The sequence below is a fragment of the Massilia pinisoli genome (assembly GCF_024753285.1).
Taxonomy (GTDB): Bacteria; Pseudomonadota; Gammaproteobacteria; order Burkholderiales; family Burkholderiaceae_D; genus Telluria; species Telluria pinisoli.
The window spans coordinates 75,317-96,647 of record NZ_JANUGW010000023.1 but is presented as its reverse complement, the minus strand read 5'-3'; the positions used below and the strand labels follow the sequence as shown (position 1 = coordinate 96,647).

The following is a 21,331-nucleotide window of genomic DNA, read 5'->3' as shown; positions in this document are numbered from 1 at the left end:
AGGAGACTACGATGATCGACCATCCGACCGCCGGCCGGCCGCACCGCCGCGCCCTTTTGCAACGTACGCCCTCCCGGCTCGTGCCGCTTGCTCTTGCCGCAGCAATCGCAGCGACGGCGGCGTCCGCACGCGCCCAGCAGGCGCCGACGCCGGAAACGCGCGCCGCCGGGCTCGTCGCGCGCATGACCCTGGAGGAAAAGGCGGCCCAACTGGGGAACGACGCGCCCGCGATCCCCCGGCTGAAGATCCCGCGCTACAACTGGTGGAACGAAGGCCTGCACGGCGTCGCGCGCGCGGGCTACGCGACCGTGTTCCCGCAAGCCGTCGGCATGGCCGCCACGTGGGACGAGGCGCTGATGCACGACGTGGGCGACGTCATCGCGACGGAATTCCGCGCCAAGTACCTGGCGACCCGCTCGCCGGACGGCGGCACGGACTGGTATCGCGGCCTCACCGTGTGGTCGCCGAACATCAACATCTTCCGCGATCCACGCTGGGGCCGCGGCCAGGAGACGTACGGCGAAGACCCCTACCTGACGTCGCGCATCGCCGTCAACTTCATCCACGGCCTCCAAGGCGACGATCCCGCAACGTTCAAGACCATCGCCACGGCAAAACACTTCGCCGTGCACAGCGGGCCGGAATCGAACCGCCACCGCGAAGACGTGCACCCGTCCCCGCACGACCTCGAAGACACGTACCTGCCCGCGTTCCGCGCGACGGTCACGGAGGGCAAGGTGGCGTCCGTCATGTGCGCGTACAACGCCGTCGACGGCGTCCCCGCGTGCGCCAGCGACGATCTGCTGGAACAACACCTGCGCCGCGCCTGGGGTTTCAAGGGCTTCGTCGTGTCGGACTGCGGCGCGGCCGCCAACATCTACCGCGACGACAGCCTGCACTACACGAAGACGCCCGAGCAGGCCGTGGCCGCCGCGTTCACGGCCGGCATGGACCTGATCTGCGGCGACTACCGCAACAACATGACGACGGAGGCGGGGCCCATCGTGAACGCCGTGCGCCAGGGGCAGTTGAAGGAAGCGGTCGTCGACCGCGCCCTCGTGCGCCTGTTCGCGGGCCGCATCCGCCTGGGCCTGCTCGACACGGAGCCGCCGCGCGCGTACGCCGCCATCAAGCCGGACGACAACGACACGCCGGCCCACCGCGCCGTCGCGCTGAAGGCCGCGCAGGAGGCCATGGTGCTGCTGAAGAACGACGGCCTGCTGCCGTTGAAGACAGCACCGAAGACCATCGCCGTCATCGGCCCGAACGCGGACAGCGAGGATGCGCTGGTCGGCAACTACAACGGCCAGCCGTCGCATCCGGTGACGGTGCTGGCCGGCATCCGCGCCCGCTTCCCGGACGCGAAAGTGCTGTACGCGCCGGGCACGGGCCTCGTCGGACCGGCCGAGCCGCCCGTGCCGGATGCGAACCTGTGCGTGGACGCCGCATGCCGCACGACGGGCCTCAAGGCCGAGCATTTCGCCGGCCCCGCCCTGGCTGGCAACGCGCAGGACGGCGTCGAACGCAATGCCCGCGCCGCATGGCAGGACGGTGGCCACAACGCGTCCGCGCGCTGGACCGGCTACCTGAAGGCGCCGCGCACGGGCGACTACGGCCTGCGCTACCTGAGCAACGCGGGCTACCGCATCTGGATCGACGGCAAGCTCGTCGTGGATGCGTGGGACGTCACGGACTCGCCGTCGATCGCGGCGGGCAAGGCGACGTTGCAGGCCGGACGCACCTATCCGATCCGGATCGAGGCCGTGCAGCGCGGCGCGCGCGGCGACCAGAAGCTCGTGTGGAGCACGCCCGTCGACGGCGGACGCGAAGCCGTCGACCTGGCGCGGCGCGCGGACCTCGTCGTGTTCGTGGCCGGGCTGTCCGCCAACCTGGAGGGTGAGGAGCTGAAGCTGCAGGTGCCCGGCTTCCTGGGCGGCGACCGCACGAGCCTGGACCTCCCGGCGCCGCAGGAGCGCCTGCTGGAGCGCGTCGTCGGGGCCGGCAAGCCGACCGTGCTCGTGCTGATGAGCGGCAGCGCGCTCGCCGTCAACTGGGCCGACAAGCACGTGCCGGCGATCGTCCAGGCGTGGTATCCGGGCGGCGAAGGCGGCCATGCCGTCGCGGGCCTGATCGCCGGCGACTACAGCCCTGCCGGCCGCCTGCCCGTCACGTTCTACCGCTCTCTGGACGGCCTGCCCCCGTTCGGCGATTACCGGATGGACGGCCGCACGTACCGCTACTTCAAGGGCCCCGTGCTGTACCCGTTCGGCCACGGTCTGTCGTACACGACGTTCCGCTACGGCACGCCCGCGCTGGCGGCGTCCTCGATCGCGGCGGGCAATCCCGTCGACGTGACCGTCGACGTCGCGAACACGGGCAAGCGCGACAGCGACGAGGTTGTCCAGCTGTACGTCGGCAAGCCGGGCGACACCGCGCACCCGACGCTCGCCGCCTTCCGCCGCGTCCACCTGAAGGCCGGCGACCGCACGCGGGTCACGCTGGCGCTCGACGCACGGGCGCTGTCGCAGGTCGACGCGGCCGGGGCGCGCATGGTCGTACCGGGACCGTACACAGTCTATCTGGGCGGCGGCCAGCCGGGCCATGCACAGACGGTCAAAGCTGTCCTCGCCGTCACGGGCGCGCCGTTCGCGTTGCCGAAATGAAGCCGTGACGGGGTCAGGATGCATGCGGTTCAATCCGCCAGCGTGCATTCCGCCCCGGCTTTCGTGCGGTCCGTCGCAAACGCGTACCGCGGCGGCCGCCTCCCGCTTACGATGTGCACATCGACACCATCCGACACATCACGGGAGACCATCATGACCGCCACCACCACCCGCCGTTTCCTGATCGCCGCCTGCGCCCTCGCCTGCGTCGCCATCGCCCCGCAGGCGGAGGCCGGCGACTGGAACTGGGGCAAGAGCGAACAGGTGCAGGGCAACGGCCACGTGCAGCGCCAGGCACGCGACGTCGGGCATTTCAGCGGCGTGGCGCTGTCCCTGTCGGGCAACGTCGAGATCAAGAGCGGCGGCGCCCGCGAAGGCGTGACGGTCGAGGCGGACGACAACCTGCTGCCGCTGATCGAGACGGTCGTCGAGGACGGCACGTTGAAGATCCGCGCGAAGCACGACGCGAAGCTGCGCACTCGTAACATCAAGATCGTCGTGCAGGCGCGCGACATCGACCGCCTGGCGCTGGGTGGCTCGGGCAATATCGATGCCGACGTCGTGCGCGGCGGGCGCGTCCGGTTCGACGTCGGCGGCGCCGGCTCCATCAAGGTGCGCCGCATCGAAGGCGAATCCGTCAACGTCGCCCTCGGCGGCAGCGGCGACCTGAAGGCGGACGACGGTTCCGCGCACAATCTGTCCGTGTCCATCGGCGGCTCCGGCACCGTCGACCTGGGGCACGTGCGCACGGGGAAAGCCACCGTCACGGTGGCCGGTTCCGGCGACGCCACGTTGTGGGTACAGGACAGCCTCGGCCTGACCGTGGCCGGTTCGGGCGACGTCAGCTACTACGGCGATCCGCAGGTGACCCGATCCGTCGTCGGGTCGGGCAATGTGCGCCGGCTGGGCGCATCGCCGCGCTGATCATGCGTGGACAGTTGAGCGTACGTGACGGCGTGCACGGACCGTAGGGTGGACGGCTGCACACGATGCGGCCGAGCCGCCGCGCAGATCGCGCCGTCCACGCGGCGATAGGCGCGGTGCGCATATCGCAGCCGTGCCGGCGGCCGTTGAACGCGTGGACGGCGCGCGCGACGCGGGACGCCAGCGCCGCGTGTACAGCCGTCCACCCTACATCGAGGGAAGTTACAGGTCCCACCTCACCTCGGCCACCACGGTCCGCTGCGTGTACGGATGAAACGCCCAATACGTGCGGTCATTGAGGTTGTCCACGCCGACCGCCGCACTCCACTGCCGATCGAACCGATACCGCACCCGCGCATCGAACACCAGATAGTCCGACACCCCCATGTACGCGTTGCCATTCGGGTCGCTGTTGTCCAGCGTCGAGTACTGGCGCCCGCTGTAGCGCCCACCGAGCGTCGCGGTCCATCGGTCGGTCGCCTTCCACGTCGCGAGCACGGTCGCGCGCCAGCGCGGCACGCGCGGTTGCCATTTGCCTACGCTGGCCGGAAAGCCCGCGTTCTCCGTGATGATGGAATCGGCATACGTGACGCTTGCCGTCAGCCCGAGTCCCTTGATGCCCACGTCGTCGGCCTGCGTTGACATCTCCAGGCCATTCGTGCGGATGCGCCCCACGTTCTGCACCGTGTTCACCGTCGCGCCGCCCGCAACGAGCAGCGGCTGCGAGTACAGCGCGTCGCGCGTCGTCTCGCGGAAGGCCGTCACGCGCAGCGAGCCTGCATCGCCCAGCGTCTCGGCCGACAGCTCGCTCGTCCACGACTTCTCCGCCTTCAGGTTCGGATCGCTGTTGACGATGGCATTGTCGACGACGCTCCCCTGGAACAGCTCGGCCGCCGTCGGGTTGCGTACGGCGCGCCCCGTCGATGCCTTCAACGTCCACGCCGGACTCGCACGCCACGCCAGCGCGGCCTTCGGCGACCACGCCATCGCGCTGCGGTCCGGGAACGGCAGCGGCGCCGCGAGCACGGCATTCGACAGCTCGCCGCCATACGCGCGCCATCGCTCGACGCGGGCGCCCAACGTGGCGCGCCACGCGTCGCCGATGCGCCAGCTGTCCTGCCCGTACAGGCTTTCCAGCCACGTGTTGCCGTTGAAGACCGAGACCTGCCGGCCGTCGCCCGCATGCAGCCAGTCCGCCGCGCTGGCGAACACGCGCGAGCGCAACTTGGCGTGGTCCGACTGCAGGCCGAATTCGACCGTGTGCCCGGACAACAGCCCGGCATCGGGCCGCCAGATGCCCTTCAGCGCCAGCGTGTTCCAGCCGCTGCCGTGCATGTCCGTGACCTGCCCGGCGCCGTTCGTGTCCGCATCGGGCACGAGCACCGTCGGCGTGCGCACGACATCGCGCGCGTAGTCGTAGACGCTGGCGGCGATCTCCCAGTCGAACGTGTCGCGGCCATGATGTTTCAGCGACAGCCCGTGCATCGCGTGTTCCAGCGTGGCGCGGCTGGGCGCGAGGTCGGAGGCCTTGACGTCATACGCGCGACCGTCGATGTTCACGCGGCTGGCCGTGTAGACGGGGTTGCCGGCCGCATCGCGCAGGTACGATTCGGACGTGCGCGCAGCCGTGTTGCGCCACCAGCCGAACGTGTAGCTGGCGCGCAGCTTCGGCGTCACATCCCACGCGAGCTTGAATTTCGCGTGATCCTGCACCGTGTGCGTCCGGTTCGTCGCGCCGATCAGCCACCAGTCCTTGTTCGACGGATTGCGCCCCGCAACGGCGCCCGTGACGGGCACACCCGCGTCGCCCGGCACGCCGGCCGACAGCAGCTTGTTCGCGAACGCGATGGGCTGCGCGTCGCTGTCCAGCCGCGACACGTCGATCCAGTACGACCACGCGCCGCTGCGGTCTCCCAGCGATGCGCTGCCCTGCCAGCCGGCGTAGCGGTCGTCGGTACGGTACAGCTTGAAGTCCTGCGCATAACCGGACAGCTTGACGTGGGCTTCGCGCCTGGTCGGCATGCGCGTCTGGAAGTCGACGACGGCGCCCACGGAGTTGCCCGGATACGCGGCCGCGAACGGCCCGTACAGCACGTCCACGCGCTCGATTTCCTCCGGCGTGACGAGGCCCCAGCGCGGCGTGTACGACGCGCCGTTGCCCAGCAGGTTCGACAGGAGGATGCCGTCCGCGTACACGAGCGAGCGCGCGCTGTTGCCCGTGCCGGACGCGCGGCTCGCGAGCACGGCGTGGTCGTAGTCGCCCGTATAGCGCTTGCGCACGTTCAGGCTGGGCAGGTATTTCAGCGCGTCCTCGCTGTCGAACGCGTTGATCCGTTCCTCGACCTGCTTGCCGGTGATGCCTTCGATCGTCGTCGGAATCTGCGCGGGCAGCGACGTCGGGCGGCCGCCCGTCACGATCACGGTGTCAAGCTGCGCCGGCCCGTCGCCGGCGCGCGCGTGCGCAGCCAGGCACGCCAGCGCGGCGAGCGCGAGGCGATGATGTCGATGTCGCATGTGCACCTCAGTGGTGGTGCATCGGCATCGCGGCGGGCGTCACCTCCAGCACCGGCGCGGGCGTCTTCGATTCGGGTGCGACGTCGGCCCAGTCCGTACGGCCTTTTTCGCATTGCTGGCCCACCTTGAACACATAGCGGCCCGGCGCATCGGGCAGCTTGGCCTGCACCGTGAATTCATCGTAATAGGCGTCCGGCAGCGGGCCGCCGCGCCACGTGATGGCGCGCACGGCGCTCGTGATCGTCTTGCCGTGCATCTGCAGCGGCGCCGCGAGCTTGCCTTCGGCGAGGTCGAGGGTCCAACCGGGCTTGGGCATCGGCTTCGCCGTCACGCCGTCCGGCAGCTGCACGGTGATGCCCGTCGTCGCGCTGCCGTCGCAGCCGTGGCCGACCTTGAACACGAGGGTTTGATAGGCGCCTGCCGGCGCGCTGGCCGGGGCGACGGTGATATGGGCGTGCGCCAGCGGCGCCGCGCACAGCGCGGCGATCCAGAAGAATGCTTTCATCATGGCTCCCGTCAGTGCGCGGCGGTGTACGTCAGCGGCTTGACCGGCACCTGCACGGTGACGGCCTCGCGCTTCTTGTCGGCCCCGACGAAGGTCAGTGTCAGCGGCACCTGCTCGCCTTCCTTCAGTTGCTGCTTCAGGTCGAACAGCATGACGTGGTAGCCGCCCGCGCCGAGGTTGACGGTCTGGCCGGCCGGCAGGTCGATGCCGTCGGCCTTCTGCATGCGCATGGTCTGGCCTTCCATGGCCATCTGGTGGACTTCGGCGCGGCCGGCCACGGGACTTTGCACGTCGACGAGGCGCGTGGCCTTCGCCGAGCGCAACTGCATGAAGGCGCCGGCCGTCTTCTGGGCCGGAACGGTGGCGCGGATCCACGGGTCGGCGACGGTCACCTGGGCGAACGCGGCGGATGTGGTGACGAGGCTGGCCGCAGCCAGCACGAGAAATTTTCTGAACATGACTTCACCTGAAAAATTGAATGATCGGAGCGACGAGGGATCAGGCGAAGACAGGCGGTCCACGGGGCACGGCCGCGAGCCAGACGGCGAGCGGACGGGGCGCGTGGTGGAACAGGAAAGGCCGGGGCTCGGCGCCGAGCGCGGGCACGAGCAGAGGGTGATGAGACGGCGGCATGCCGTGGCTGCCCGCGTGGGCGAGGCAGTAGCCGCAATCGCACGCGAGGCGCATCGCGCCATGGTCGTCCTGCATCAGGAGCGCGGCCGCGGCGGCGAACGGGGCGCCGCCGTCGACGCTGCAGACGTCGACGGGAAGCGCCGGCCGGCTCGCGGCCAGCGCATGCGACACCGTAGGCGCGAACGCGTTCAGCAGCACGGCGAACAGTGCCAGCCACACGAAACGCAAGCGTCTTGTCGGACGAATCAGCATCCGCCGATTATAGCCGCGTATGCACGGTGCGGCGCACGCCGCGGCCTGGACAAATTGTCCGGTCGGGCAAGATTACCGCTCGGCCATCAGGATTTCGCGCTCGACCTGCACCGTGCGTTCGCCATCGGTCAGCCACACTTGGCCATCCTGGATCGTGCATTGCAGCTGCATGGAGCGCTGGGCCATCTGCTCGAGCTGGGCGCTCGTCTCGGCCGGGATGTTGATGATGGAGATCTTCCTCGTGCGCTCGAGCTTGCTGGCCAGGCCCTTGAACCAGATGCCGCTGGTGGCGCTGTAGCAGTACGCGACCACGTGTTCGGCGCGGCCGGCCGCCTTCATGAGGCGGCGTTCGTCGGGCTGGCCGACCTCGATCCAGAGGTCGATGGCCCCGGTCAGGTCCTTGAGCCACAGGGCGGGCTCCTCGACGTCGAACAAGTCCTTGCCGTAGGTGAGCAGAGGGTCGGCGTGCAGGGCGAAGGCGAGCAGGCGGATCATCACGCGCTCGTCCGTTTCGGAAGGATGCCGCGCGATCGTGAGCGCGTGCTCCTGGTAGTAGTTGCGGTCCATGTCCGCAATGCTCAGGTCTGCCTTGTAAATCGTAGCTTTCAGCGCCATTTGAAGCGAGTCTTTCAGTCTAAGTGGTCAGCTGAACACGACGGTCTTGTCGCCGTTCAGCAGGATACGGTGCTCCACGAACCACTTGACCGCGCGGGCCAGCACGACGCTCTCGACGTCGCGGCCGATGGCCGTCAGCTGGTCCACGCTCATGGCGTGGCCGACGCGCTCGACGTCCTGCTCGATGATCGGGCCTTCGTCCAGGTCGCCCGTGACGAAGTGCGCGGTCGCGCCGATCAGCTTGACGCCGCGCTTGTGCGCCTGCGCATACGGACGCGCGCCCTTGAAGCTGGGCAGGAACGAATGGTGGATGTTGATCGCCCTGCCCTTCAAGGCGTCGCACAGGCCCGGCGACAGGATCTGCATGTAGCGCGCCAGCACGACCAGGTCGATGCGGTGGGTGTCGAGCAGTTCGATGATGCGCGCCTCCTGGGCGAGCTTGGCCGATTCGCTGGCACCCGCCTCGAGCGGCAAGTGGTGGAATGGGATATTGTAACTGGCCGCGAGCTGATAGAAGTCCATGTGGTTCGACACGATGGCGGGAATCTCCACCGGCAGCAGGCCGCTGCGGTAGCGGAACAGCAGGTCGTTCAGGCAATGGCCGATCTTCGAGACCATGATCAGCACGCGCGGCTTGCGTTTCGCGTCGTGCAGCGCGCCCTGCGCGCCCAAGTCCTGGCACAGCGAGCCGAAACCGGCGCGCAGCAATTCATCGGACATGGCATCGTCTTCCAGCGCGAAGTGCACGCGCATGAAGAACAGCTTCGATTCCGGATCGCCGAACTGGGCCGAGTCGATGATGTTGCAGCCGTGTTCGGCAAGAAAGCCCGACACGCGCAGCACGATACCGCGGTGGTCCAGGCAGGACAAGGTCAGGATATATTCTGGATACATTGCTAAAGACTTCAGAATGGTTGAGGTTGACTGATCCCGGCCATTGTCGCATGGATTGCCATTCCGGCATTTTTGAACATCACACGAGGAGACACGCATGACCATGAACCGGCAATTCCGCCTCGCCGCCCGCCCCGTCGGCCTCCCGAAGGCCACCGACTGGCAACTCACCGAGGAAACTTCCGCCCCCCTGAAGGATGGCGAGGTGCGCGTGCGCGTGCTGTACCTGTCGCTCGACCCCGCGATGCGCGGCTGGATGAACGAAGGCAAATCGTACATCCGCCCCGTCGCCATCGGCGAAGTGATGCGGGCCGGCGGCGTGGGCATCGTCGAGGCGTCGAACTCGCCGCACGCGGCCGTCGGCGATTATCTGGCCGGCATCTTCGGCGTGCAGCAGTACTGGACGGGGCCCGTCGACGCGAAGGCGGCCGCCGCGATGAAGATCGACCCGACGCTCGCCCCGCTGCCCGCCTGGCTGAACGTGCTGGGCATGCCCGGCATGACGGCGTACTTCGGCCTCACGGACATCGGCCAGCCGAAGGCCGGCGAGACGGTCGTCGTGTCCGCGGCCGCCGGTGCCGTCGGGATGACGGTGGGCCAGGTGGCGAAGCAGCTGGGATGCCGCGTCGTGGGCATCGCGGGCGGGCCGGACAAATGCCGCTACGTCGTCGAGGAGCTGGGCTTCGACGCCTGCATCGACTACAAGGCGGGTCCCGTCGCGGCTGGCCTCAAGGAACATTGCCCGCAAGGCGTGGACGTATATTTCGACAACGTGGGCGGCGACATCCTCGACGCCGTGCTGGCACGCATCAACCTGAAGGCGCGCATCGTCATCTGCGGCGCCATCTCGCAGTACAACAACACGACGCCCGTGCGCGGGCCCGCGAACTACCTGGCGCTGCTGGTGAACCGGGCGCGCATGGAAGGCATGGTCGTGTTCGACTACGCGGCGCGCTATCCGGAAGCCGTGCAGCGTCTGGGCGCCTGGCTGCAGGCGGGGTCGATCAAGAGCCGCGAACACGTCGTCGACGGCTTCGAGCACTTCCCCGACGCCCTCACGATGCTGTTCGAAGGGAAGAACTTCGGGAAGCTCGTGCTGAAGGTCGCGGACGCGCCTTGAGGCCAGCCGCACGCCGCCGGAACCATTTCACGCCTTGCGCCTCTAAACGCACGAGCGCATCCATGACGCTCGCTTCGATTGTTCAGGCACAAGGAGACCGATATGGCGACAAGCAAGGAGGGCGGCAACAAGGGCGCGGACGCCGGCGGCAGCGTGCAGAAAAGCCAGCCGGCCAAGCGCGGTTTCGCTGCGATGGACCAGAACCAGCAGCGTCAAATCGCCAGCAAGGGCGGCCAGGCCGCGCACCAGAAGGGAACGGCGCACGAGTTCGATTCGGAAGAAGCGCGCCGCGCGGGCCAGAAAGGCGGGGAAGTGGTCAGCCGTAACCGGGCCCACATGGCCGACATCGGCCGCAAAGGCGGGGAAAGCCGGCAATCGGCCAACCGCGCCGCCGCCGCCGGGAAGCCCGGCACCCAGGCGGGCAACCGCCAGGGCGGCAAGGAGCAGTGACGTAACGGGGCATCCCGACCGCGCCGCCCTGCCGGGCGCGGTCCACGTCGCCGCATTCACCGCTGCAACCGACATCCGGACGTGCTACAGTGCCGCCCTCATGTCTTCTGTCCACCTGAAATACCTGAGCGCCTACCCCGCGCACGTGCTGTCGCAAGTCGAGCGCCTCATCGCCGACGGCCGCCTCGCCGACCACCTGCTGCGGCGCTATCCCGACGCGCACGATGTCCGCACCGACAAGGCCTTGTACGGCTACGTGCAGGATTTGAAAGACGACTATTTGCGCAACGCCGAGCCCGTGTCCAAGGTCGCGTACGACAGCAAGATCGGCATCGTCCAGCACGCGCTGGGCCTGCACACCGCCATCTCGCGCGTGCAGGGCGGCCGCCTGAAGGCCAAGCACGAGATCCGCATCGGCACCGTGTTCCGCGACGCGCCCCCCGCGTTCCTGCGCATGATCGCCGTGCACGAACTGGCGCACCTGAAGGAAAAAGACCACGACAAGGCGTTCTACAAGCTGTGCTGCTGGATGGAACCGGACTACCACCAGATCGAGTTCGACGTCCGGCTATACCTCACCCAGCTGGACCTGGACGGACGGCGCTTATGGGGGTGATCCCTACGTCGTTGCCATATCACAACAAAAATTAGAACAATGATATGAGACGGCCAAAAGGCTGTCGACTTTCCACTTGGCAAGGATTAGAGTCGAGTCCTGTCCTGCCGACCCGCGCAGGCCGATGTGTATCCACAGCCGCCCGGCTCCGCCATCCGCGGTCCGGACGCCCCATCCGTCGACGCCCATGCAGCAACAACGCTTACCGCTTGCCCTGTTCCTGTCCCTGTTCGGATTCGCCTGCGCCGGCACGGCCCGCGCCGACGCCGGCTCTGCGCGCCTGCCCGACTGGCGCGTTTCCGGCTTCGGCACGATCGGTGTCGCGCACGCCGGCGAACGCGAGGCGGACTACACGTCGTCCGTGATGAAAGCCAACGGCACGGGCGCCACGCGCAGCTGGAGCACCGACGTCGATTCGCGCCTCGGCGTGCAGCTCGACACGACCTTGGCGCGGCGCTGGTCCGCGGTGCTGCAGGTGGTGAGCGAGCAAGGCCTCGACAACAGCTACCGTCCGCGCATCGTGTGGGCCAACGTCAAGTACCAGGCGACGCCCGAGCTGGCGCTGCGCGCGGGCCGCATCGCGCTGCCCGTCTTCCTGATTGCCGACTACCGCAAGGTCGGCTACGCGTACCCGTGGCTGCGGCCGCCCGTCGAAGGCTACAACGTGATGCCCGTCACGAGCAGCGACGGCGTCGACGCGACGTGGCGCTGGAGCGCGGGGCCCGTGCGCAACGCGTCGCAGGTGTTCTACGGCCACAGCGCCGTGCCGCTGGTCGACTCGTTGCACCTGTACGCACGCCACGGCGTCGGCGCCTCGAATACGAGCGATTGGGGCGCGCTCAGCGTGCGCGTCAACGTGCTGCGCGCCGACATCACGAGCAACATCGGCCAGGACCTGTTCGACGCGTTCGACGCCTTCGGCCCGGCCGGCCAGGCGCTCACTGCGCGCTATGCGATGGACCACAAGCGCATGACGCTCGTGAACGTCGGCGCGAGCTACGACCCGGGCACGTGGTTCGTGATGGCGGAAGCGAACCGCGCGATCAGCCATTCGTTCCTCGGCGCCACGCGCTCCGGCTACGTCAGCGCCGGCTGGCGCTGGAACACGCTCACGCCGTACGTGACGTGGGCGCGCGTGCAGGCCGTGGGCGCGACGCTGGACCCGGGCCTGCCCACGGCCGCCCTGCCCCCCGCGCTGGCGCCGATGGCCACCGCGCTGAACGCCGGCCTGAATTCGCTGCTCATGCGCATCCCGCAGCAGACGTCGTTCGCGGCCGGCCTGCGCTGGGACCTGCGCACGAACATGGCGCTGAAGGTGCAGGTCGACCGCGTGACGCCGCACGACGGCTCCACCGGCACGTTCATCAACCCGACGCCGCGCTTCGTTTCTGAGCGCACGAGCCACGTGGCCAGCGTCGCCCTCGACTTCGTGTACTAGCATGGCGGCGCGTCGTTATCCCCGTCTGCTGGCACCGGTCCTGCTGCTCGGCGCGCTCGCCGGCGCGCCCGCGTGCGCGGCCGATCTCGTCGTGATCGTCTCGGCGCGCAACCCGGTCGCCACGCTGCGCGCCGACCAGGTGGCCGCCATCTTCCTCGGCCAGGCCGTGCGCTTCCCCGACGGCGCCGAGGCCGTGCCGTACGACCTGCGCCTCGGCGCGTCGGTGCGCGACGAATTCTATGCGCGCGTGACGAACAAGACGCCGGCGCTCGTGAAGGCGCACTGGTCGAAGATCGTGTTCACCGGACGCGGCCAGCCGCCCGCCGAGCTGCCGGACAGCGCGGCCGTGCGGCGCAAGGTGGCCGACGATCCGGAAGCGATCGGCTATATCGAACGGAGCGCGCTCGACCCGAGCGTGCGCCCCGTCTTCGTGGTGCAGTGATGACGTCCGCCCGCCGCCGCCGTCCCCGCTGGCTCGCGCGCGCGCTCGAGACCCATGTCGCGCTGCCGCTGTTCGCGCTGCTGCCGTTCGTCGCGATCTGGGCCGCCACGTTCCATTTCGTCGAGACCGAGCGGCGCGCGGCCGTCGCGGCGGCGCACGATTCCGTGCGCGAGCAGCTCGACACGTACGAGGCCCAGGTCGCTCGCAACCTGAACGCCATCGACCAGACGCTGAAGGTGATCAAGTACGCGGTGGAGCTGAACGGCGCGCACGCCGCCCTGCCCGCGCTGCGCACGCAGGGCCTGCTGCCGCCGGGCCTCGTGTTCGGCATCAGCATCGCCGACCGCGACGGCCACATCGTCGACAGCAATCCGCAGGCGCCGGAGCAGGACGTGTCGCGCATGCCGTATTTCGCCGTGCAGGCCAACGGCAGCGGCAACGCGGTATTCGTCAGCCAGACGGCCGGCGACCCGGTCCGGCCGGAGCCGCACCTGCATTTCACCCGGCGCATCGACGACGCCGCGGGCGGCTTCGCCGGCGTGGCCATCGTCGAAGTGGACCCCGCCTATTTCACCAGCTCGTACGAGCGCTCGCGCGCCGGCGAACTGGGGCTGCTGGCGCTCGTCGGCAGCGACGGCGTCGCGCGCGCCGTGCGCATCGGCGACAAGGTCTCGTGGGGCCAGCCGATCGCGCTCGACGGCATCAAGGAAGAAGCCGTGACGCCGCAGCCGACCGCCCCCGACGGCGAGGAGCGCTACGCCGGCGCACGCCGTCTCGCCGGTTTCCCGCTGACGGTCGTCGTCGGCCTGGCGGACCGGGAACAGATGGCGCGCTACGAACAGCACTACGGCACCTACCTCGCCGGTGCCGGGGCCGCGAGCGCGCTGCTCATCGCCGCCGTGGCGCTGATCAGCGTCTGGTCGTGGCAGGTGACCAAGGCGCGCCGGCGCGAGCGCCGCGCTCAGGAAACGTATGCCGCCGCGTCGGAAGCCAGCCTGGACGCCTTCTTCGTGCTGCGCAGCGTGACCGGCGCGGACGACGCGATCACCGACTTCCTCATCGAGGAGACGAACAGCCGCGCCGAGGTGTTCACCGGATTCACGAAGGATGCGCTGCGCGGCCGGCTGATGGGCGACGTGCTGCCGTACTACCGCATGAACGGCATGTACGAACAGCTCGTGCAGGTCGTCACGAGCGGCGCCGTCGTGGAGGCGGAATGGCAGGCCGCCACGGGCCCCGCCACCGGCCGCTGGCTGCAGCGCCAGATCGTGCCCGTCGAAGGCGGCGCCGTGGCCATGGTGAGCGACATCACGGGGCGCAAGCTGGCCGAGGAACGCATCCGCCACATGGCCCACCACGACGAACTGACCGGCCTGCCGAACCGCAGCCTGATCCGCGACCGCCTCGAGCAGGCCGTGCGCAACGCCCAGCGCAGCGGCGGCCACCTCGCCCTCGCCTTCGTCGACCTGGACGGCTTCAAGCTCGTCAACGATGGCCTCGGCCACAACGCGGGCGACGAATTGCTGAAGGTCGTCGGCAGCCGCATGCAGGCCTGCCTGCGCCGCACGGACACGCTCGGGCGCCTGGGCGGCGACGAATTCGTGATCCTGCTGCCGGAGGCGGGAGAGTGTCCGCTCACCCTGTCGTCCGTGCTGGAAAAGATCCGCCAGGCCGTGACGGAGCCCGTGCAGATCGGCGACCAGGCCGTGCGCGTCAGCTGCAGCATGGGCGTCGTCGTGTATCCTCGCGATGGTGATGACCCGAAGACCCTCATGATGAACGCGGATGCCGCCATGTACCGCGCCAAGGAACTGGGCAGCAACAACTTCCAGTTCTACACGCGCGAGATGAACGCCAGCGTCGAGGAAAAGCTCGTGCTGCTGGAAGGGATGCGCCGCGCCCTCGACGCCACGCTGGCCAACGACGCCGTGGACGACCCCGACGCCGTGCCGGCCGCGTACTCGCCCGCGGGCCGCTTCCACCTGGTGTACCAGCCGAAACTGGACCTGCGCACGGGCCGCATCTTCGGCGTGGAAGCGCTGATCCGCTGGCGCCATCCGGAACAGGGCACCGTGCCGCCGATGCGCTTCATCGGCCTCGCGGAGGAATCGGGCCTCATCGTGGGCCTCGGCGAGTGGGTCGTGCGCACGGCGTGCCGCCAGGCCAGCGTGTGGCGCGCGGCCGGGCTGGATGCGCTGACGGTGTCCGTGAACGTGTCGGCCCGCCAGTTCGAGGAAAAGCGCCTCGTCGAGCGCATCGCCGGCGCGCTGCGCGACACGGGCCTGCCCCCGTCCTCGCTGGAACTGGAAGTGACGGAAAGCCTGCTGATGCGCGACCTGAACCAGGCCGTCGACCGCATGCGCGAACTGAAGGAGATGGGCGTGACCTTGTCGATCGACGATTTCGGCACCGGCTATTCGAGCCTGTCCGCGCTGAAGTCCTTCCCCATCTCCACGCTGAAGATCGACAAGTCGTTCGTGCGCGACATCGCCGTCAGCGAGGACGATCAGGCCATCGCACTCGCGGTGATCTCGCTCGGCCACCGGCTGCACCTGCGCGTGATCGCCGAGGGCGTGGAGACGGCCGAGCAGCGCGACTTCCTGCGCGCGAACGACTGCGACGAGATGCAGGGCTATCTGTTCAGCCCACCCGTGCCGGCCGAGCGCATCACGGAGATGCTGCGCGCCCAGGCCCAGCAACGACGGCTCGGCAATGCCGAAGCCGTGCCGGGATAAGGCGCTTCATGGGCTTACGCGCGCGTGTCTTCCATCTTGCCGTCGGCACCGATCCGAAACTGCGCCGCATGCTCCGCTACTGGGCCGCCAGCACCGCGCTGTATGCGGTGTTCGCGGTACTGATCGGCGTCGAATCGGGCGCGCGCGAGCTGGGGCTCGGCCTGTATGCGGCGCTGGGCTCATCGGCGTTTTACCTCCTCGTGCGCGCGAGCGCGCGCCTGTGCCTGCGGCCGCACACGCTGGCCGCGTGGCAGGGCCTGTTCGGCATCACCTGCAATATGTGGGCGTATTCGATCACGGGGCCGCTGCGCGGCGCCACGCTGATGGGTCTCATGGTGGTCGTCGTGTTCTGCACGTTCGCGCTGCGCCCGCGCCAGACCCTGCTCCTCGCACTGTGCGGCCTGCTCGGCATGGGCGCGACGATGTGGTGGCACCAGCTGCGCGAGCCGCTGCGCTATCCGCCCCGCGTGGAAGCGCTCACGTTCGCCATCATGGCCGGCTGCTCGCTGACCGTGACCTTCCTGACGGGAGAAATGAACAAGCTGCGCGCGCGCCTGAAGGCCAAGCGGGAAACGCTGGAAGGGGCGCTGGACACGATCCGCCTGCTCGCCACGACGGACGAACTGACGGGCGTGTCGAACCGGCGTCACATGAACGAGGTGCTGGGCGACGAGGAAAGGCGCGCGCCGCCCAGGCCCGCGTGCGTCGCGCTGCTCGACATCGACTTCTTCAAGCAGATCAACGACCGCCACGGCCACGCGGCCGGCGACGCCGTCTTGCGCGCCGTCGCCGTGCGCCTGCGTGCGGGCCTCGCGCGCGGCGCCACGTTGGCGCGCTGGGGCGGCGAGGAATTCCTCGTGCTGCTGCCGGCCGTCGCGCTGGACGATGCCCAGGCGTTCATCGAGTCGCTGCGGGCGGCCATGACCGGCCTCGTCGTGCCCGGCGTCGACCCGGACCTGCGCGTGAGCTTCTCGGCCGGCGTCGCCGCGCGCCTCGGCGCGGAGCCGTTCAGTGCCACGATCAACCGCGCCGACAAGGCCTTGTACGACGCGAAGGCCGCCGGCCGCAACCGCGTCGAACGCGCGGCCTGAAGTCTAGGCCTCGCGCAGGCGGCGGATCAGCGCGTCCGGATCGGCGTCGCGCACCATCAGTGCCGCGTGCGCGGGACGCACGAAGCCCGTGCCGACGAGGTGGTCGACGAAGGCCGCCAGGCCGTCGTAGAAGCCCGCGACGTTCAACAGGCCGATGGGCTTCGCGTGGATGCCCAACTGGGCCCACGTGACCATCTCGAACAATTCTTCCAGGGTGCCCATCCCGCCCGGCATGGCGATGAAGCCGTCGGCCAGGTCGGACATCATCGCCTTCCGTTCGTGCATGTCCTTCACGACGAACAGCCGCGTGAGGCCCGCGTGGCCCACTTCGCGCTCGACGAGCTGCTTCGGGATCACGCCGGTGGCGTCGCCGCCGAGGCGCAGCACTTCGTCGGCGATCACGCCCATCAGGCCCACCTTGCCGCCGCCGTAGACGAGGCCGATGTTGTGGTCGACGAGGGCGCGGGCGAGGCCGCGCGCGGCGTCGGCATAGACAGGATCGGCGCCCAGTGAGGCGCCGCAGTAGACGGCGATGGATTTCATGGATTCTTTACGGTGTGTCCTGGCGGGCTTCAGGCGGCAGCTTGGCGAGGAAGTCGTCGGACAATCGCTGGAACAGCGCGAGGGTTTCGCCGCGCAGATAGGGGCCGAGCATCGACAGCACCTGGTAGCAGCCGCGCGCCAGCGCGTCGGCGATGGCCTGCTGCTCGCTGTACTTGCGCGGGTTGCGCACGTATTCGTACGACAGCCAGTACGTGGCGACGACGACCATGTTCGTGGCCATCGCGCCGATCTGGGCGTCGCCCGCTTCGAGCGACCCTTCGCTGCGCAAGTCTTCGCACAGCTGGCGCGCGACCTTGATCTTGTGGGCGAGGATCGCCTTGAAGTGCAATTCGAGCTTGCGGTTGCGCGACAGCAGGTCGTTCAGGTCGCGGTAGAAGAACCGGTACTTCCAGATCAGTTCGAACATGAGGTGCAAGTACAGCCACACGTCTTCCATGTTCGAGCGGCGGCCGGCCGGCACGGTCAGCATGCGCTCGATCTCCGCTTCGAACTGGACGAAGATCGAATTCACGATGTCGTCCTTGTTGCGGAAGTGGTAATACAGGTTCCCCGGCGAGATGTTCATCTCGTCGGCGATCACGGTCGTCGTGATGTTCGGTTCGCCGAATTCGTTGAACAGCCGCAGCGACAACTCGAGGATGCGTTCGCGGGTTCGGCGCGGAGCTTTTTGTTGCATGGGAACAAATGTGGGTGGACTCACCCCCAAGGATATCATCGACGGGACGGCGCGGCCACCGCCGCCGTTCCCTCAGGCCCGCTCGGTGTGCAGTTCGCGCAAAGCGCGCAACACCTCGGCCAGCACGCGGGGGTTGCTGCCCAGCGCCACGTGGCCGATGCCGCCGAACGCGATGTTGCGTGCGCCCGGCAGCACGGACGAATCCTGCGGGGCCACGATGTTGTCGTGGTGCGTGTACAGCGAGACGATGCGCGCGCGCACGTCCGGCCCTTCGGCCGCGGCGAGGTCGCGCAGCCAGGCGCTGTCGCGGCGCATTTGAACGGCGTTCGCGCCGAGGCCGAAGCGCGCCAGCGCCGTGCCGTGGTGCGGCGTGCCGAGCGTGACGAGGCGCGCCACGCGCGCGCTGCCGTACCCCGGCTTCCCGTATGAGCGCATCCACGCGCGCGCCGCGAGGCCGCCCATGCTGTGCGCGACGATGGCGACGCGCGCGGCCCCGGTCGCCGCGCACAGCTCGCGCACATGCGCCTCGATCAGCGGCGCGTAGCCGTCGATGCTGCCGGCGACCGGTTCCAGGTCGATGCTCGCGTGGCTGATGCGCTCACGGTCCAGCAGCGGCACCAGATGCGCCCAGTAGCCGCTGTTGCAGCCGTAACCGTGCACGAGCAGCACGGGCACGCGGTCGCTGTCGCGGTACACCGTCATGTGCGGCCGGCCGCGCGGCACGTGCCACGACGTCACGAGCATGCTGGCGCAGAACTCCTCGGCCAGCATGCGGAGGCGCGCGCCGGGCCCGATGCGGTACGCGGGCGGCGTCGCGCTCGCGGCCCATCCGGCCATGACGAAATTGTTCATGTTGATGGCGAGGCGGACGAGCGCCACGACGCCCGCACCCGCCAGCAGCGCCGCCCAGGCGGGCAACCCGCGCCGCCACAGCGCCCACGCGACGAGCAGCGCGCCCACGGCCTGCACGGCCAGCACGAGGCGCAACAGGGTGCGTGCGCTGACCGGCTTCATGATGTCAGGCCTGCGGCCGCGCGGCCGGGCGCCCTGTCAGCGCCTGCGCGAGGTCGCTCGCGAGACGCGCCGTGATGCCGTAGATCGACAGCTGCGGATTGGCGCCGATCGACGTCGGGAACAGCGAGCCGTCGTGCACGGAGACGTTGGCGAGCCCGCGATAGCGGCCGTCCGGCTCCGTCACGCCGTCGTGTCCCTCGCCCGCCATCGCGCAGCCGCCCATCACGTGCGCCGACACGACGCGCGTCAGCTGGGGCGCGAACGGCAGCGCGGCGATGCCCGCCTTCGCTTCGTTCCAGCTGGCGTAGCGCGGCGCCCGCTCGTGCGCGACCTGCACGCCGCTCGCGCCGGCCGCGAACTGGATCTCGGCCATCGTCAGCAAGGCGCGGCGTGCGCCATCCCAGACCGGGTCGTTCAGCGGATAGTCGAGCACGGGCGCGCCGTCGTTCGTCAAGCCGACGGTGCCGCCCTGCGACTCCGCATGAAAACCGTCGCGCAGCAGCGCCAGCATGCCCTGGATGTGCGGGAACTCGCGCATCATGGCCGCGTGTTCCTGGCCGAAGCCCTGCATCGTCGTCGCCAGCAGCACGGGATGCAGCGGCGGCGCCTCGAGCTTGAAGCCGAGCGGGCCGTCGATGGGCTGCGTGTGCAGGAAGTGGTCGGAATACACGGTCTGCGGCGCGCCCGCGTAGCCGTCCACGCGCTGCGGGAACAGCGCGGCCGACACGAGGGTCGGGTGCAGGAACGTGCGCTTGCCCAGCTGGCCGCTGGGGTCCGGCGCCTTCGAGCGCAGCAGCAGCGCAGGCGTGTTGATGGCGCCGCCGGCCAGCACGACGTGGCGCGCGCGGATGCGCATGCGGCGTCCCGTCGGGTGCAGGCCGGCCGCGTCCAGCAACGTGCAGTCGATGCCGTCGGCCTTGTCGCCGTTCAGCACCAGGCGTTCCGCGCGGGCGCGCGTGACGAGCGTCGCGCCGTGGTCCAGCGCGGACGGAATCGTCGTCACGAGCATCGACTGCTTCGCGTTCGTCGGGCAGCCCATGCCGCAATAGCCGAGGTTCCAGCACCCGTTGACGTTGCGGCGGATGAGGCCCGTCGGGATGCCGAGTTTGGCCGCGCCGCGGCGCAGCAGGTCGTTGTTCTCGTTCGGCGCGCCGGGCCAGTCGGCCACGTGCAGCCGCGCCTCCATCAGCGCGAACCACGGCGCAAGATCCGCTTCGCCATACGTCGCGAGGCCGAAGCGCCGTTGCCAGAATTCGAGCGTCGTCGGCGGCGTGCGGAAGCTCGACGTCCAGTTGACCGTCGTCGAGCCGCCCACCGTCCTGCCCTGCAGGATGTTGATGGCCTTGTCTCGCGTCTTGCGCGCGGCCGATTCCTGGTACAAGGTGGGGTAGGCGTCCGCTTCGCGCATCTTGAAATCGCGCGACGATTTCAGCGCGCCCTCTTCCACGACGACGACGGACAGGCCGGACAGCGCGAGGATCTCGGCCGTCACGCCGCCACCGGCGCCGCTGCCGACGACGACGACATCGGCCGACAGGTCGCGGTCGGCATCGATCTGCGCGCCGTCGATCACCTTCCAGCCCCGTGCGAGGCCGGCGCGGATCGGATCCGGAATCACGGCTTCGTTGCTCATGCCAGCTCCTTGATCGGGCCCGGGTAGCCGATGGCGTCCCAGTGCGCGGGGTCGCTGTACCAGCCGCCGAGCACGAGGTCGTGCAGCGCGGCGTAGGCGGTGCGCAGCAGCGCGAGGCGATGCACGCGCCAGGATTGCAGGAACGCGGCGACGTCCGTTTCGCGCGCGCCGGCCCAGCCGTCCGGGAGCCCGGTCAGCAGGCGCCGCGCGGGGCCGATCGCCAGGAGGCCGAACAGGTCCTGTACTTCCTGCTGGGCGGACAATGGCAGCCCGAGGATCGCCTGGTGCACGCGGTCCGTGGTGGCGGCGATGGCGCGCGTGCGGTCGGCCGGGGCGTCCGGCAAGGTGCCGGCCAGGATTGCGGGGACGATGGCGTCCAGTGCGGCGCGCGCCTCGCCGTCGAGCGCGAAGCCGTGCGGCGGCGCCGGATGCGTGTGCCGATACCAGCCGCCGCCCGCGGCCAGCAGCGCCGCGGCCAGCAGGCCGGTCTTCAGGAATCTCCTACGGGTTGTCTCCATGCCTACCCTTTATCGTTGTTTTCAAAAGTGTAAG

Annotated in this window: 20 protein-coding genes; 9 read left to right on the top strand and 11 right to left on the bottom strand. The window is 69.3% G+C overall.

Annotated elements, in window-relative coordinates:
- The first annotated feature begins 11 nt into the window (after positions 1-11).
- Positions 12-2,663, top strand: coding sequence for a glycoside hydrolase family 3 protein (locus NX784_RS24105; protein ID WP_258819218.1), 2,652 nt, complete (start codon positions 12-14; stop codon positions 2,661-2,663).
- Positions 2,664-2,816: 153 nt separating this feature from the next.
- Positions 2,817-3,587, top strand: coding sequence for a head GIN domain-containing protein (locus tag NX784_RS24100; RefSeq protein ID WP_258819217.1), 771 nt, complete (start codon positions 2,817-2,819; stop codon positions 3,585-3,587).
- A gap of 222 nt (positions 3,588-3,809) precedes the next feature.
- Here NX784_RS24100 and NX784_RS24095 read toward each other — a convergent pair whose 3' ends face one another.
- From NX784_RS24095 to purU, 6 genes are all read right to left on the bottom strand, one after another.
- Positions 3,810-6,101 (bottom strand): TonB-dependent receptor, encoded by a 2,292-nt coding sequence (locus tag NX784_RS24095; protein WP_258819216.1) that lies wholly within the window; start codon positions 6,099-6,101, stop codon positions 3,810-3,812.
- Positions 6,102-6,108: 7 nt separating this feature from the next.
- A complete protein-coding gene (locus NX784_RS24090; protein WP_258819215.1) occupies positions 6,109-6,609 on the bottom strand; it encodes a YcnI family copper-binding membrane protein in 501 nt (166 codons plus the stop codon).
- Positions 6,610-6,617: 8 nt separating this feature from the next.
- Positions 6,618-7,064: a copper chaperone PCu(A)C gene (locus NX784_RS24085; protein WP_258819214.1), complete on the bottom strand. Its 447-nt coding sequence runs from the start codon at positions 7,062-7,064 to the stop codon at positions 6,618-6,620.
- Positions 7,065-7,104: 40 nt separating this feature from the next.
- Positions 7,105-7,458 carry a DUF2946 domain-containing protein gene (locus tag NX784_RS24080; RefSeq protein ID WP_258819227.1) on the bottom strand — a complete coding sequence of 118 codons (354 nt, stop codon included), beginning with the start codon at positions 7,456-7,458 and terminating at the stop codon, positions 7,105-7,107.
- 105 nt (positions 7,459-7,563) lie between these two features.
- The gene (locus NX784_RS24075; protein WP_258819213.1) at positions 7,564-8,106 is read right to left on the bottom strand and encodes a YaeQ family protein; all 543 of its coding nucleotides are present in this window, start codon (positions 8,104-8,106) and stop codon (positions 7,564-7,566) included.
- A gap of 27 nt (positions 8,107-8,133) precedes the next feature.
- A complete protein-coding gene (purU, locus tag NX784_RS24070; RefSeq protein WP_258819212.1) occupies positions 8,134-9,000 on the bottom strand; it encodes a formyltetrahydrofolate deformylase in 867 nt (288 codons plus the stop codon).
- Between the two features lie 97 nt (positions 9,001-9,097).
- On the opposite strand from purU, the gene NX784_RS24065 reads away from it, so the two are divergent.
- The 7 genes from NX784_RS24065 (at position 9,098) to NX784_RS24035 (ending at position 16,892) form a co-directional block, all read left to right on the top strand.
- Positions 9,098-10,120, top strand: a complete 1,023-nt coding sequence (locus NX784_RS24065; RefSeq protein WP_258819211.1) for an NADP-dependent oxidoreductase — start codon at positions 9,098-9,100, stop codon at positions 10,118-10,120.
- Positions 10,121-10,222: 102 nt separating this feature from the next.
- A complete protein-coding gene (locus NX784_RS24060) occupies positions 10,223-10,570 on the top strand; it encodes a KGG domain-containing protein (protein WP_258819210.1) in 348 nt (115 codons plus the stop codon).
- Between the two features lie 100 nt (positions 10,571-10,670).
- Positions 10,671-11,186: a M48 metallopeptidase family protein gene (locus tag NX784_RS24055; protein ID WP_258819209.1), complete on the top strand. Its 516-nt coding sequence runs from the start codon at positions 10,671-10,673 to the stop codon at positions 11,184-11,186.
- Between the two features lie 187 nt (positions 11,187-11,373).
- A complete protein-coding gene (locus NX784_RS24050; RefSeq protein WP_258819208.1) occupies positions 11,374-12,624 on the top strand; it encodes a hypothetical protein in 1,251 nt (416 codons plus the stop codon).
- Between the two features lies 1 nt (position 12,625).
- Positions 12,626-13,066, top strand: a complete 441-nt coding sequence (locus NX784_RS24045; protein ID WP_258819207.1) for a type 2 periplasmic-binding domain-containing protein — start codon at positions 12,626-12,628, stop codon at positions 13,064-13,066.
- On the top strand, positions 13,066-15,801 hold the full coding sequence (locus NX784_RS24040) for a bifunctional diguanylate cyclase/phosphodiesterase (RefSeq protein ID WP_258819206.1): 2,736 nt from the start codon (positions 13,066-13,068) through the stop codon (positions 15,799-15,801). The genes NX784_RS24045 and NX784_RS24040 overlap by 1 nt, the downstream gene beginning before the upstream one ends.
- Positions 15,802-15,809: 8 nt before the next feature.
- Positions 15,810-16,892 (top strand): GGDEF domain-containing protein, encoded by a 1,083-nt coding sequence (locus NX784_RS24035; RefSeq protein WP_258819205.1) that lies wholly within the window; start codon positions 15,810-15,812, stop codon positions 16,890-16,892.
- Between the two features lie 3 nt (positions 16,893-16,895).
- Here the strand turns inward: NX784_RS24035 and NX784_RS24030 are convergent, their stop codons facing one another.
- The 5 genes from NX784_RS24030 to NX784_RS24010 form a co-directional block, all read right to left on the bottom strand.
- Positions 16,896-17,435: an LOG family protein gene (locus NX784_RS24030; RefSeq protein WP_258819204.1), complete on the bottom strand. Its 540-nt coding sequence runs from the start codon at positions 17,433-17,435 to the stop codon at positions 16,896-16,898.
- 7 nt (positions 17,436-17,442) lie between these two features.
- Positions 17,443-18,132: a TetR/AcrR family transcriptional regulator gene (locus tag NX784_RS24025; RefSeq protein WP_258819203.1), complete on the bottom strand. Its 690-nt coding sequence runs from the start codon at positions 18,130-18,132 to the stop codon at positions 17,443-17,445.
- A gap of 72 nt (positions 18,133-18,204) precedes the next feature.
- Positions 18,205-19,146: an esterase/lipase family protein gene (locus NX784_RS24020; RefSeq protein ID WP_258819202.1), complete on the bottom strand. Its 942-nt coding sequence runs from the start codon at positions 19,144-19,146 to the stop codon at positions 18,205-18,207.
- A 4-nt stretch (positions 19,147-19,150) separates the two neighbouring features.
- A complete protein-coding gene (locus NX784_RS24015) occupies positions 19,151-20,779 on the bottom strand; it encodes a GMC family oxidoreductase (protein WP_258819201.1) in 1,629 nt (542 codons plus the stop codon).
- Complete coding sequence (locus NX784_RS24010) at positions 20,776-21,297, bottom strand: twin-arginine translocation signal domain-containing protein (protein ID WP_258819200.1); 522 nt, start codon at positions 21,295-21,297, stop codon at positions 20,776-20,778. The genes NX784_RS24015 and NX784_RS24010 overlap by 4 nt, the downstream gene beginning before the upstream one ends.
- Positions 21,298-21,331 lie beyond the last annotated feature (34 nt).